A 13,383-nucleotide genomic window follows, 5' to 3' on the forward strand; every position below is an offset into this window, starting at 1 on the left:
GGCTTTCGAGGATGAGGACTCAGCCGATGAACGGAGCGAGGTCCTGCTCGAGCGCGTACTTGGGCTTGGCGCCGATGATGGTCGTCTTGACCTCACCGCCCTGGAAGACCTTCATCGCGGGGATCGAGGTGATCTGGTACTTCATCGCCAGATCGGGGTTCTCGTCGACGTTGAGCTTGAGGATCGTGATCTTGCCCGAGTTCTCGTTCTGGATCTCGTCCAGGACGGGGGCGACCATGCGACACGGTCCACACCACTCGGCCCAGAAGTCCACGAGAACGGGTCCGTCGGCCTGCAGGACGTCCTGCTCGAACGTGGCGGAGGTCGTCGCCTTGGCGGTCATGTGATTTCTCCTTAGATAAGAGCGTCAGTAGATGAAAACGCCGGTGAAGGCGGATTTGTTCCTCAGACCACAGCCGCGTCGGGAAGCCCCTCGATGGGGCTCTCGGCGACGGCGGGCTCGCCGGCCTCGCCGCGAGCGGCGAGGAAGTGCTCGACATCCAGTGCGGCGACGGTTCCACTGCCGGCGGCGGTTATCGCCTGACGGTAGGTCGGGTCGATGACGTCGCCGGCGGCGAAGACACCCTCGACCGAAGTGCGCGACGAACGGCCGTCGACCCAGATCGTGCCCTGGTCCGTCAGCTGGAGCTTGTCGTGCACGAGGTGGGTGCGGGGGTCGTTGCCGATCGCGACGAACAGACCGTCGAGCGGGAGTTCGCGCACGGTGTCGTCGACCGTCGAGCGCAGACGGACACCGTTCACGGCATCCTCTCCGAGGATCTCGTCGACGGCGCTGTTCCAGATGAACTCGATCTTGGGGTTCGCGAACGCGCGCTCCTGCATGATCTTCGACGCACGCAGCGTGTCCTTGCGGTGGATGATGTAGACCTTCGACGCGAACTTGGTGAGGAAGTTCGCCTCTTCCATGGCCGAGTCGCCGCCGCCGACGACCGCGATCGTGCGGTCGCGGAAGAAGAAGCCGTCGCAGGTGGCGCACCACGAGACGCCGCGGCCGGACAGGCGGTCCTCGCCCTCGAGACCGAGCTTGCGGTAGGCCGAGCCGGTGGCGTAGACGACCGACACGGCCTCTTCGACCTTGCCGCTGCCGAGGGTGACCTTTTTGACGGGACCGTCGAGCTCGAGCGAGACGACGTCGTCGTAGAGCACCTCGGCGCCGAAACGCTCGGCCTGCGCCTGCATCTTGGCCATGAGGTCGGGGCCCTGGATGCCGTCCGGGAAGCCGGGGAAGTTCTCGACCTCGGTCGTGTTCATGAGGTCGCCGCCGGCCTCGACCGAACTCGCGACGACGAGCGGCGCGAGGTTGGCGCGGGCCGCGTAGATGGCGGCCGTGTAGCCGGCGGGGCCGGATCCGATGATGATGACGTGACGCACGGTAGCGCGTTCCCTTCGTTGATTCCGCCGGATGAAACCCATGCTAGCCCCGGGATATTCCGCGGCACGGGGGCTAGCGCCTGGGCAGGAAGCGCCGCCCGAGAGCGAGCGCGGGTGCGAGTTCGGGGGTGCGGAACAGGGCCAGGATGCCGAGATACACGGCCAGGACGACGGTTCCCACCAGCGCGGCGCCCAGCGCTCCCCAGATCTTGTCGGACGCCAGCCACCCGGTCGTGCCGCCGCAGAGCAGCACGACACCCCACCCCGCCGCAGCCGCGGGGACGGCGGCGAGGACGAAACGGAGGAGCTGTGGCATCCATTGCCCGATTCCGATGCCGCCGAGGCGCCGGTCGAGGATGATCGTCGCGATGACGACCTGCACGATGCTGGAGAAGGACTGGCCCAGCGCGACGGCCGCGGCGAGCTGCGTGATCGGGACGACACCGGCGGAGGCGGCGGCCCCGGCGGCCAAAGCGGTCACCGCGACCAGCACGCCCTGGACGAGGGTGAAGAAGAACGGCGTGCGGGTGTCGTTGTAGGCGTAGAACGTGCGCTGGACGACGAACAGCACCGCGAGCGGGAGGAGGCACACCAGGAAGCACAGCAGCAGCGGTGCGGCCGCGAGGGCTTCGTCTGCGCCGTTGGTGAAGACGCGAGTGGCGGGTACCGCGGCGATCGCAAGGGCGGCGGTGGCGGCGACGATGAAGAGCCCCAGGACGCGGATGCTGCGGACGATGTCGGCCTTGACCTCGTCATGGCGCTCGGCGGCCGCGTGCTCGCTCAACTGCGTGAAATAGGGCGTTCCGATCGAGAGCACGATGATCGAATACGGCAGCATGAACACCAGCCAGGCGTTCTGCGACGCGATGATGGCGGGTCCGGTGCCCGAGGCCCCCGACAGCACGCGGGTCTGCACGATGCCGGCGAGCTGGCCGACGATCACCATGAGGAACGTCCACCCGGCCAGGCGCCCGATGTGGCGCAGTCCCACTCCCCGCCAGTGGAAGTCGGGACGCAGCTGCAGGCCCGCGCGGCGCCAGAAGATCAGCAGGACGACGGTCTGCAGGACGATCCCGCCCGTGGCGACCCCGCCGAGCATGCCGATCATCGTCGGTGTCCACTGCACGACGTCGGGGCTGGGGCCGCCGAAGATCAGCAGGAACGCGCCGAAACCGAGGATCGAGACGATGTTGTTGACGATCGGAGCCCAGGTGTAGGGCCCGAACACCTTGCGCGCGTTGAGGATCTCGCCCAGCAGCGCGTACAGGCCGTAGAAGAAGACCTGGGGAAGGCACCAGTAGGCGAAAGCCGTGGCGAGGGCGATCTGATCGGGTTGGACCTTCGCGGGGTCGATGTAGACCGTCACGATGAACGGTGCCGCGATCATCGCCAGAGCGGTCGCCGCCAGCAGGATGACGGTCCCGAGCGTGAACAGCTTCGACACGAACGCCCGGCCGCCGTCGGCGTGCGCCGCCGCCTTGACGATCTGCGGGACGATCACCGCGGTGAGCACACCCGTGGAGATGACGGTGTAGATGTTGTTCGGCAGCTGATTGGCCAAGCCGAAGGCGTCACCGGCCGCCGTGCCCACCGACCCGACGATGGCGACGAGGACGATGGTGCGCAGGAGCCCGCTCACGCGCGAGACGATGGTTCCGGCTCCGATGAGCACACTCGCCCGTCCGATACTGCTCACGGGCGGCTCTCCTGCGGGGTGTCGGTGGCCAGGGGGGTGTCGATGTCGTCGGGGTCGGCGTCGGCGCGGCCGTCGGCGTGCTGGTCCTTCAGCGCGATGCCGTCGGTGGGGGTGTCGGCATCCGGAACCGAACCGGTCTCTGCGGCCCGCGTCCGGCGGCGCCGCACGACCGTCCGCACGACGCCCAGGGTCAAAAAGCCCACGATCAGCGCGATGATGACGACCAGGCCGATGTTCTCCCACTCGGCGCGCACCTCGACGTCGACGGCCTGCGGCGAGCCGATCACGACGCCGGTGGGGCTCAGCAGCTGGAAGTCGACGCTGACCTCGCCGTTGGCGATGCGGGCCTCGACCGGGACCTCCATACGGGTGTTCGCCGACGCCTGGGCTTCGACCGTGGTGCGCTCCTGCACCCGCAGGCGGGCGTCGTTCGTCCGCACCGACAGCACCACGGTCACCGGCCACGGCAGGTCGTTGCGCACCCACGGCCGCAGGGGCGCGCTCGAGCTCACGAGACGGAAATCGGAGGACAGGATGCCGACGGAGTCCAGCGTCGTGCGCGTCTGGGCGCGGTGGTCCGAGACGGCCTGGCGGGCGGCATCCCCCGTCCATCCGACGCTCATGACCTGCAGGATCTCGGCGCGTTCGCGTCCGGTGAGCAGTTCGGGCTGATCGAGGATCGAGGCGAAACGGTCGATCACCTGCTCGTCGGCGAGCAGGTCACCCACCTCGCTCACGCGGGCCTGATCGACCGCGGGGGCGGCGAGCGAGACCTCCGAGGCCGGCAGCGCCGCCACGTCGCGCAGGGTGGTGGGGGCGAAGCCCGGGGCGCCCGTCAGCAGCCCCAGCGTCGCGCGCAGGCTCACGCGGGAACGATCGGTGCCGCGGTCGACGACCGCGAGAACTGGCTGAGCGCCCGCGGCGGCACGCGCGAAGGCGAGGTAGCCCTGCGCGGCGGCGAGTGACGCGCCACGGCGGGTCGTGTCGTTCTGTCCCGCGGCCGCGGCGAGGGCGCGCGACACCTCGGCGTCGTAGACCGGAGTGGACACTCCCCCGACGGTCGCGGCGGCTTGACGACCGCCGCCGTTCACCGAGGTGGATGCCACGAGCACGTGCGAGGGAGTGTCCGCCGTGCCCAGGGCGGCCAGGGCGGCGACGGTCTCGGTGCCGGCGCTCCCCGTCGCGGGCCAGAAGATGTTCGGCGTCGCGTCGCCGATGTCGACGAGGCTCGACAGCGACGGATACGCCGGTTGGCCGGGCGTCGGAGTGGCCGACGGCTCGGGCGAGGACACGGCCGAGACGGCCGGCGCCGGTTGCGTGAAATCGGCCGCAGACATGTAGTTCTGCAGCGACGTGGGCGCGAGCGGAGCCGCGAGTCCCGCCGCCAGCTGCGCCGCGACGTCGGCGTCGCCGAACTGCAGGGCGAAGCGGTCGTTCGGCAGGGCGAGGAGCCGCTGCAACCACGACACGGCCGTCGGGGGCGCCGCGGAGCCGAGGACGCGGATCGAGGCGGGGATCGCCGGGTCGACGGCGAGCGTGGCCGACGTGCCGTCGACGGAGTCGAGCTGGGCCGACAGCGCCCCGTCGACCGCGGTCAGTTCGGCGAGCTCGCTCGCCGACAGCAGTCCCCGGGTCAGGGGCGCGGCGGTGATCGGGACGACGACGGCCACCGGCGTCTGCGGCGCGGCCTCGGACGGGACGACCACCACGCTGGGCGCGCTCAGCCCGGCGCCGCTCACGAGCACGGGATAGACCCCCGGGGCGCGGTTCGCCAGCGCCGGGTCGGTGGCGGGGGTCGACAGGGTCGTGGTGCTCTGCGCGCCGGAGGCGGCGGCATCCACCGTTCCCGTGGCGACCTGCTGCAGCGTCACCCCGGTCGAATCGCCGCTCAGCCAGCGGTCGAGGGCGGCGTCGTCGGCGAGCCCGGCGGCACCGATCGAGAGAGCGAGGGGCGTCGCGGTGGTGGCGACCGACCCGCCCGTGATCGTGGCGACCACCGAGAGGGTCTCGCCGGCGCGCAGGACCCCGTTCGCGGCGGGAGCCGCGGAGAGCACGGCCGGCGACAGCGACGCCGACGGGGACGGGCTGGGGGTGGCCGCCGCTGCGGCGGTCGCGGGCAGGCCGACACCCAGGGCCAGGGCGCCGGCGACCAGGGTCGCCAGCAGCCGGCGCGTGAGGGAGCGCCGCAGCACGGGTGAGCCCGAAGGCGGGGAGGTCGCAGTCATACGATCGTCGGCGGGACGAGGGGGCCTCGCACCGCCACGAGTCTAGGCCCGCCTTGCTTCGAGCCCCCCGATAGCCTCGCGCAGACGGTTGAATGGTCCGGTGCTCCCCGAACCCGATCCCCAGCTGTGTCAGGCCCTCGCGGCCGATCTGCGCTCCGCCGGCTACGACAGCGCCGCCCTGCGCGAGGCGTGGGGCGCCCCGGCCGACGACGCCCTCGCGCGCGGATTGCGCGGCCCCGCGGCGCGGGCGCTGGAGGGCCGCGACGATGCCCTTGCCGTCCTGGGGCGTCTCTGGGGGCTCGGGATGCCGGTACCCCACGCGCTCGTCGAGAAGGCCCTGCCGTCGCTCACCGTGTCCGGCGCCCTTCAGCTCGGGCTGGCCGTGCGGACCGGCGACGGCATCGCGCCCGCCGTCCTCGTCCGGCCGCAGGCCTTCGCCGACGACGCGGGCGAGGTGGAGTGGTGGATCGCCAGCGACCTCGACGAGGCCGCGCTGCAGGGTCCGCTGCCCGAGGACCACGTGCTCGGCGTCGGCGGTGCTTCGCAGACGCTCGCCCGCCTGCAGCTGACCCGCCGCGGCGGTACCGCCCTCGACCTCGGCACGGGATGCGGCATCCAAGCCCTGCGGCTGCGCCGACTGGTGGACCGCGTCGTCGCGACCGACATCTCGGAACGCGCCCTGCGCTTCACGCGACTGAACGCCCTGCTCAACGGCGTGGACGGCATCGAGACCCGGCACGGCTCGCTCTTCGATCCGGTGGCGGGCGAGGCGTTCGACCGGGTGGCATCCAATCCCCCGTTCGTCATCACGCCCCGGGTCGAGGGCGTTCCCGCCTACGAATACCGCGACGGCGGTCTGGAGGGCGACGCTCTCGTGGCCGCCGTCGTCGAGGGCGTGGGGATGCACCTCGCGCCCGGCGGAGTCGCCCAGTCGCTCGGCAACTGGGAGTACCACGGCGAAGAGTCGGGCCTCGACCGCGTCCGCGCGTGGGTCGGCCCGTCGCTGGATGCCTGGGTGATCGAGCGCGAGGTGCTCGACCCGCTCGCCTACGCCGAACTGTGGGTCCGCGACGGCGGAACGGTCCCCGGAACACCGGAGTACGCACGGCTGATCGACGCGTGGCTCGACGACTTCGCCCGGCGCGGGGTGACCGGCGTCGGCTTCGGCTACGTGCTGCTGCGCAAGCCGCTGGCCGGGGCGCCGACGCTCTCGCGCTTCGAGCGCGTCGCGGGCGGTGGCGAGGGCGGCTTCGGCCCCCACCTCGCCGCGTGCCTCGCGGCGCACGACCGCGCGGCGCTGCTGGACGACGAAGACCTCGCCGACAGCGTGCTGCGCGTCGCCCCGGACGTCACCGAGGCGCGTCACCACCGCCCCGGAGAGGGCGACCCGTCCGTCATCGAACTGCGCCAGGGCGGGGGCTTCGCGCGCACGCTCGAGGTCGACCCCGCCCTCGCCGCCCTCGTCGGGGCGTGCGACGGCGATCTGCCGGTCGGAACCCTGATCGACGCGATCGCGCAGCTGATGGAGGTGGATGCCGCGCACCTGCGGGCCGATCTGCTGCCGCGCGTGCGCGAGCTGCTCGTGACGGGTTTCGTGTCGTTCGGGGATTGAGGCGCCCGAGAGGCGCTGTCAGCGGCCTTCGTTAGGCTCGAAGGCATGCTGAACATGGCTGAGGGTCTCGCGCGTCTTGAGGAGCTCGCCGCCCATCCCGTCGTCGCCACCGTCGCCCGCGCCTTCGCCGAGGCCGGACGCGACCTGGCGATCGTGGGCGGTCCCGTGCGCGACGCGCTGCTGGGGCGCACGACGCACGACTTCGACTTCACCACCGACGCTCGTCCCGACGAGATCCTCGCCCTCGTCAAGCCCCTCTCGTCCGTGCAGTGGGACGTCGGTCGCGCCTTCGGGACCATCGGCGCGCGCGTCAAGGGCGAGCAGGTCGAGATCACGACGTTCCGCGCCGACAGCTACGACGGCGTGACCCGCAAGCCCACGGTCGAGTTCGGCGACACCCTCGAGGCCGATCTGAGCCGGCGCGACTTCACCGTCAACGCCATGGCGCTGCGGGTTCCCGCGCGCACGCTGGTCGACCCCACCGGCGGTGTCGAAGACCTCATCGCCGGGCGCCTGCGCACACCGATCGATCCGGCCATCAGCTTCGGCGACGACCCCCTGCGCATGCTCCGCGCGGCGCGTTTCTCGTCGCAGCTCGACTTCTCGGTCGACCCGGCCACACTCGACGCGATCGCCGAGTTGCGCGCCTCGTTGGCGATCGTCAGCCCCGAGCGGGTGCAGGCCGAGCTCGTGCGGCTTCTGCAGACCGACGATCCCGTCCGCGGCATTCGCGTGCTCGTCGAGACCGGGCTCATCGAGGAGTTCCTGCCGGAGATCCCCGCGCTCAAGCTCGAGGTCGACGAGCACCACCACCACAAGGACGTGTACGAGCATTCCCTGACCGTTCTGCGTCAGGCGATCGCCCTCGAGAAGAGCCGACACCCGGATGCCGCCCCCGACGTGGCGCTGCGCCTGGCGGCCCTGCTGCACGACATCGGAAAGCCCGCGACGCGCCGTCTCGAAGCCGGCGGGGGCGTCACCTTCCACCACCACGACATCAAGGGTGCGCGCATGGCGCGCAAACGCCTGCAGGCGCTGCGCTTCGACGCCGCGACCACGACGGTCGTGTCTCGCCTGGTCGAGCTGCACCTGCGGTTCTTCGGCTACGCCGAAGGAGCGTGGACGGATGCCGCGGTGCGCCGGTACGTTCGCGACGCCGGCGATGAGCTGGAACGCCTGCACATCCTCACGCGGGCCGACGTGACCACGCGCAACAAGCGCAAGGCGCAACGCTTGGCATCCGCCTACGACGACATCGAGGGACGCATCGCGTCGCTGCGCGAGCAGGAGCAGATCGATGCGATCCGCCCCGACCTCGACGGGAATAAGATCCAGCAGATCCTGGGCCTGAAGCCCGGTCGCGAGGTGGGCGAGGCGTACCGCTTCCTGCTCGACCTGCGTCTCGACGAGGGTGTGTTGGGCGCCGACGAAGCCGAGAAGCGCCTGCGCGAGTGGTGGGCCGCGCGCTGAGCACCCGGTGACGGCGGGGTCGGCGTTCATTCCGCACGACGCCGACCCCGCCGGGTCGTCTGCTCAGTCCTGTTCGCCGCGCGTCTGCTCCCGTGCCGCGAGCACGAGATGCGTGAGGTCGATGCTCACGACCCGCGGCCCATCGCTCACGGCGCGACCGTCGCGACCGGGGTGGGCGTGGCATCCGGGACCGCGTCGGTCTGTCCGCCGACGACCTCGGCGGGCAGGGGCTGCACCCGCGGGAAAGGGAATCGCGCAGCCGTGGCCTTGGTGATGTCGTCCGACCAGTCCCAGGTCGACACCCCGGCCGGGATCTCGCGCAACGGGTAGGTGTTCCAGGTGTCCCTGGCCCCGGGCGCGACGTAGGCGACCGGAACCGGTCCCCCGCCCCCGTAGAAATAGGTGTCGAACGGGACCGACCCCGGGTCTCGGCCGACGGTCGTGAGCGGATTGCCGTCCTGGTCGAACAGCTGGACCAGCGGGATGGCGTTGCCGTCGGCGTCGAACGCGAAGATGTTGCGCACGCGCTGTCCGTCGACGGAGAGCCCGGGGGTGTAGGTCTCGTAAGCCATGGTGTCGCGCACGAAGTAGCTCGCCACGGCGTTCGAGAAGACGCCGATCAAGAAAGGCAGCGCGACGACGACGGCGATCGATGCCACCGTTCGCAGGCCCCGCAACCACGTCGCGGGAAGCCATCGCCCCCGACCCCACTGGATGCTGAGCAGCACCGCGCCCAGAAGGAAGCCCCAGGCCACCGCGCTGCCGTTGAGGACGAGCACCGCGGTCACGAGTCCGCCGTAGCCGATGCTCGGGACGACGAGCCAGACGGCGAGGAAGGCGAGGAGGTACCAGCCGACGCCGCGCAGGATCCACCACACCGGCCGCAGCGACCACAGCAGGTCCAGGATCCACCCGCCGACCGGGTTGTTCCGCACCGCCGCTCCGGTCTCTCGCCAGCCGGTGCGCACCTGCTGCACGATCGATGCGCGGGTGCGACGCGCCGGGGTGCCGCGCTCGGGCAGTCCCGCGGCCGCTCGGAGCTCCGCGGCGTAGGTCGCGGCATCCGGGAGCATGAAGTCGTCGGCCGCCTCGGCGGCCTGGTCCGACAGATCGGCCTCGAGACCGTCGAGCAGGTCCTCGACCTCATCGGTGGGCAGATCGTCGAGGTGGGAGCGGACCGCGGCGGCGAACGCCGCGATGTCGTCGTGGACGGTCGTGGTGATCATCGGGCGTCTCCGATCGTGCGCAGCTTCGGGGTGGGATTGGTGTCGTCGAGCAGGCTCGTCATGGCGGAGGCGAAGTGCGTCCAGCTGGCGCGCTGTGCGTCGAGCAGCTCGCGGCCCTGCGGGTTGATGGCGTAGTACTTGCGGTGCGGTCCTCCCTCGGACGGCACGACATAGCTCGACAGTGCGCCGGCGGAATACAGACGCCGAAGCGTCCCGTACACCGATGCATCGCCGACCTCGCCAAGACCCGCCTCGCGCAGTCGTCGCACGATGTCGTAGCCGTACCCGTCGTCGTGCTGCACCACCGCGAGTACGGCGGCATCCAGCACCCCTTTCAACAGCTGCGTCGTATCCACGCGGCCCCCTTCGCTTCTCTGCCACGGACAGTACCACGCAGTGCGCAGTAGTGCGTAGTGTGAGAATTGCGGCTCCTCCAGACGGAACGCAGAGGGGGCGGCATCCGTCGATCGGATGCCGCCCCCTCGAGGCTCGCCTCAGGGGACGACGACCGCGCGACCCCGCACCTGTCCCTTGTGCAGCTTGCCGTAGGCCTCCACGGCGCCGTCGAAGCCGTAGCGCTCGACGTGGACGCCGACCGCGCCGCTGCGGGCGAGGTCGAGGACCTCGATCAGCTCGCTGCGCGTTCCCCAGTACGGCGCGCGGACGGCCGCGCCCATCGGCGTGGAGAAGAAGCCGGCGGGAAGGATGCCGCCGCCGATGCCGACGATGTGGATGAAGCTGTCGAGCCCGGCGACGGCGCGCGCGAGGTCGATGGTGGGTTGCACGCCGACGAAGTCGAACACGGCGGTGGCGCCGAGGCCGTTCGTGAGCTCGCGGATGCGCTCGGCGGCGTGCTCGTCGGAGGTCACGGTGTGGTGCGCCCCGACCTCGCGGGCGAGGGCGAGCTTGTCCTCGCCGAGGTCGACGGCGATGACGGTGGCCTGGGTGATGGCGCGCAGGATCTGCACGCCCACGTGTCCGAGACCGCCGACGCCGATCACGACGGCCGTGGCTCCGGGGTAGAGCTTCTCCTTCGCCGCGACGATCGCGTGGTACGGCGTGAGTCCCGCGTCGGTCAGCGACACGGTCTCGACGGGGTCGAGGTCGCCGAGGGGCGCGAGGTGGCGCGGATCGTCGACGATGACGTACTCGGCCATCGCTCCGGGGCTGCCCAGTCCCGGAGGGGTGATGCCCATCTCGGCCGCGTAGGGGCAGTAGTTCTCCGCGCCCTGCGCGCAGGCGTGGCAGCGACCGCAGCCCCAGGGGCCGTAGATGGCGTACGCCGCGCCCATCTGCACGCCCTCGACGCCCTCGCCGAGCTCGTCGACGATGCCGGCTCCCTCGTGGCCGAGCGTGAGCGGCAGACCGTAGGTGTACTGGTCTTCGGGAAGGTCCATCACGAACCAGTCCGAGTGGCACAGCCCCGCGGCCGTGACCTTCAGTCGCACCTGGCCCGGACCCGCGTGGGGCTCCTCGATGTCGACCACCTCGGGGCCTTTGCCGATCTCGCGATACTGCACTGCCTTCATGGCATCCCTTTCTCTCGGTGAATCCACCGTGCGTCCACGATCCCTCTCCCAGGGCGGGGGTTGACGGCGTTTTCCGCTGATCGGGAACCGTTCTCACCGTCAGGGTGGGGGGATGGATGCCACTGGTCACGTCTTCCATGCCCGGATCGACCTCGCGGCGGGCACGTCGTCGCTGCTGCCCCTGAGCGACCTGGCGGGCGTCGATCCCGAGGCGCATCGGCGCGCCCTCGCGAAGTACGACGACACTCCGGAGCGGCGGCGTCTGCGCGACACGGTCATCCCGGGACTCGGGCGCTCGTGGACGGAGGTCGTGTTCCTCTCGCCCGTGCATCCGCACGCGATCTGGTCGGCGTGGCGCGACATCCGGGGGCGGGAGCGCCCGCCGATGGAGTTCTGGGCCATTCCGGCCGCGGACCTCCCCGACGGCACCGTGGTCGTCGACCGCACGCTGACCGCCACCGGCGATCCCCTCGATCCACGCGAGGTCCGACCGTTCGACCGGGCGTCGCACCGCGCCGCGCTGACCACGACGGCGCAGAACCGCGCCTGGCTCGAGGAGTGCGCGCGCCGCGGGGTGAGCGGAGCGTGGTTTCACGGCATCCCGCACGTCCTGGCGCCCGGGGCGGTGCCGCTGCGGCGCGCACGGGTCGTCTCCTGGACCGACCCCCCGCAGAGCAACGCGCCCTGACCCCTGCCGTTCGGCCTCCGCCCGACTTACACTGAGACCCACCTCCGTCACCGCCGATGGGAGTACCGTGCCCTCACCGTGGTCGCGACCGCCGATCTCCCCCGAGACCTCGGGGCTGCTCATCGCGCGCGCCCACGATGAGCTTCTCGCGGGAAACGAGGATCGCCGTCTCGCCGACGTGCGCCCGCTCGTGCAGGATTCGTGGCGGCGGTCGTTGGCATCCCTCGTCGGTCCGGAGGGCCTGCCGTCGCTCGAGTTCGCGAGCGACGAGCTCGAGGCCTATCGCAGCGCGCACCCGCTCGCCGGGGTCATGGATATGGTGCGCGCGCTGCTGCTGCCCGGAACCGCCGAGGAATCCGGCGTCGTGGTCGCCGTGGGGGATGCGGCGGGGCGGCTGCTGTGGGTGGAAGGCGATCGCCACATCCGCACGCTCACGGGCGACATGGGCTTCGTGGCGGGAGCGAACTGGGCGGAGGATGCCGTGGGCACCTCGGCGCCGGGGACGGCCCTCACCCTCGACCGGTCGGTGCAGATCCGCGGTGCCGAGCACTTCAACCGGCTCGTGCAGCCGTGGTCGTGCACCGCCGCGCCCGTCCATGATCCCGAAACGAGGCGACTGCTCGGAGTGATCGACGTCACGGGAGGGCTGGAGGCCGTCACCCCGCAGGCGCAGTTGCTCGTGGATGCCACGGCCCGCGCGGTCGAGAGCGAACTGCTCGTCGCGCGGCTGCGCGCGCAGCAGGCTCCGCCGCCGAAGCGTTCGACGCCGTCGCGCGCTCTGCTGCGCATCCTCGGGAGGGATCGCGCTCTGCTCGAGGTCGGCGGCTCGACGCTCGAGCTCAGTGCGCGGCACGCGGAGATCCTCCTGCTGCTGGCGGTGCACCGCGAGGGGCTCTCGGCCGAGGCGTTGAGCGAGGCCGTCTACGGTCACGCGGCGGTCGAGACGCTCCGACCCGAGATGGTGAGACTGCGCCGCGCGCTGGTGCCGGTCGCGCCGCGGCTGGTGCCGGCATCGCGTCCCTACCGCCTGCCCGACGGTCTCGAGACAGACGCTCAGCACATGCTGTCGCTGCTGGATCGGGGAGCGCATCGCGTCGCCCTGGCGGCCTACTCCGGCCCCGTGCTGCCGGAGTCGGACGCCCCGGGCGTGGTCGAGGTGCGCGAGTCGGTGCGCTCGGCGCTGCGCGAGGCGCTCATCGCCGAGGCGGGGGTCGACGTTCTTCTCGCCTACGCCGAGACGCTCGACGGCCGCGACGACGACGACGTGCTGCGACTGTGCCTGTCGATGCTCCCCGCGCGCTCGCCGAAACGCGCCGGTCTGGTCGCCCGCATCGAGCGGCTCGAACGCGGCTGAGGCGATCGTCGTCCGCGTGCCCACGGGCGACGCGCCGTGCGGCTGCCCGATGTCGGAGGCCGTGGTTACAGTGAACATATGGACGAAAAAGCGCTCGACATCTTCTCGGCAGCCCGCGCCCGTCGCGATGTGGGGCGCATCCGCGAGGCGCTCGCCGAGGTCAAGGCCGGCGACGTCGCCCGCGTGATCGT

Annotated in this window: 11 protein-coding genes; 4 read left to right on the top strand and 7 right to left on the bottom strand. The window is 71.3% G+C overall.

Going from position 1 to position 13,383, the window contains the following annotated elements; translation table 11 throughout:
• Window positions 1-19: 19 nt before the first annotated feature.
• The 4 genes from trxA to QZ433_RS01395 form a co-directional block, all read right to left on the bottom strand.
• Window positions 20-343, bottom strand: a complete 324-nt coding sequence (gene trxA, locus QZ433_RS01380; protein WP_108319841.1) for a thioredoxin — start codon at window positions 341-343, stop codon at window positions 20-22.
• A 62-nt stretch (window positions 344-405) separates the two neighbouring features.
• Window positions 406-1,392 carry a thioredoxin-disulfide reductase gene (trxB, locus tag QZ433_RS01385; protein ID WP_295779659.1) on the bottom strand — a complete coding sequence of 329 codons (987 nt, stop codon included), beginning with the start codon at window positions 1,390-1,392 and terminating at the stop codon, window positions 406-408.
• 73 nt (window positions 1,393-1,465) lie between these two features.
• A complete protein-coding gene (gene murJ, locus QZ433_RS01390; RefSeq protein WP_295779660.1) occupies window positions 1,466-3,088 on the bottom strand; it encodes a murein biosynthesis integral membrane protein MurJ in 1,623 nt (540 codons plus the stop codon).
• Entirely contained in the window at window positions 3,085-5,313 is a 2,229-nt protein-coding gene (locus QZ433_RS01395; RefSeq protein WP_295779661.1) for a DUF6049 family protein, read from the bottom strand. Before QZ433_RS01395 ends, murJ begins: the two co-directional genes overlap by 4 nt.
• A 100-nt stretch (window positions 5,314-5,413) precedes the next feature.
• Here QZ433_RS01395 and QZ433_RS01400 point away from each other — a divergent pair, with 100 nt between their 5' ends.
• Window positions 5,414-6,925: a methyltransferase gene (locus tag QZ433_RS01400; RefSeq protein WP_295779662.1), complete on the top strand. Its 1,512-nt coding sequence runs from the start codon at window positions 5,414-5,416 to the stop codon at window positions 6,923-6,925.
• A 45-nt stretch (window positions 6,926-6,970) separates the two neighbouring features.
• Window positions 6,971-8,395 carry a CCA tRNA nucleotidyltransferase gene (locus QZ433_RS01405; RefSeq protein WP_295779663.1) on the top strand — a complete coding sequence of 475 codons (1,425 nt, stop codon included), beginning with the start codon at window positions 6,971-6,973 and terminating at the stop codon, window positions 8,393-8,395.
• Window positions 8,396-8,541: 146 nt separating this feature from the next.
• Here QZ433_RS01405 and QZ433_RS01410 read toward each other — a convergent pair whose 3' ends face one another.
• From QZ433_RS01410 to QZ433_RS01420, 3 genes are all read right to left on the bottom strand, one after another.
• Window positions 8,542-9,621: a hypothetical protein gene (locus QZ433_RS01410; protein ID WP_295779664.1), complete on the bottom strand. Its 1,080-nt coding sequence runs from the start codon at window positions 9,619-9,621 to the stop codon at window positions 8,542-8,544.
• Entirely contained in the window at window positions 9,618-9,977 is a 360-nt protein-coding gene (locus QZ433_RS01415; protein WP_295779665.1) for a PadR family transcriptional regulator, read from the bottom strand. The genes QZ433_RS01410 and QZ433_RS01415 overlap by 4 nt, the downstream gene beginning before the upstream one ends.
• 138 nt (window positions 9,978-10,115) lie before the next feature.
• Window positions 10,116-11,150 (bottom strand): NAD(P)-dependent alcohol dehydrogenase, encoded by a 1,035-nt coding sequence (locus QZ433_RS01420; RefSeq protein ID WP_136586392.1) that lies wholly within the window; start codon window positions 11,148-11,150, stop codon window positions 10,116-10,118.
• Between the two features lie 112 nt (window positions 11,151-11,262).
• On the opposite strand from QZ433_RS01420, the gene QZ433_RS01425 reads away from it, so the two are divergent.
• Together QZ433_RS01425 and QZ433_RS01430 are read left to right on the top strand one after the other, a co-directional pair.
• Window positions 11,263-11,838 carry a hypothetical protein gene (locus QZ433_RS01425; protein WP_295779666.1) on the top strand — a complete coding sequence of 192 codons (576 nt, stop codon included), beginning with the start codon at window positions 11,263-11,265 and terminating at the stop codon, window positions 11,836-11,838.
• A 67-nt stretch (window positions 11,839-11,905) separates the two neighbouring features.
• Window positions 11,906-13,192, top strand: coding sequence for a GAF domain-containing protein (locus QZ433_RS01430; RefSeq protein ID WP_295779667.1), 1,287 nt, complete (start codon window positions 11,906-11,908; stop codon window positions 13,190-13,192).
• The last annotated feature ends 191 nt before the right edge of the window (window positions 13,193-13,383 follow it).

This window comes from uncultured Microbacterium sp., from assembly GCF_913776565.1.
Lineage (GTDB): Bacteria > Actinomycetota > Actinomycetes > Actinomycetales > Microbacteriaceae > Microbacterium.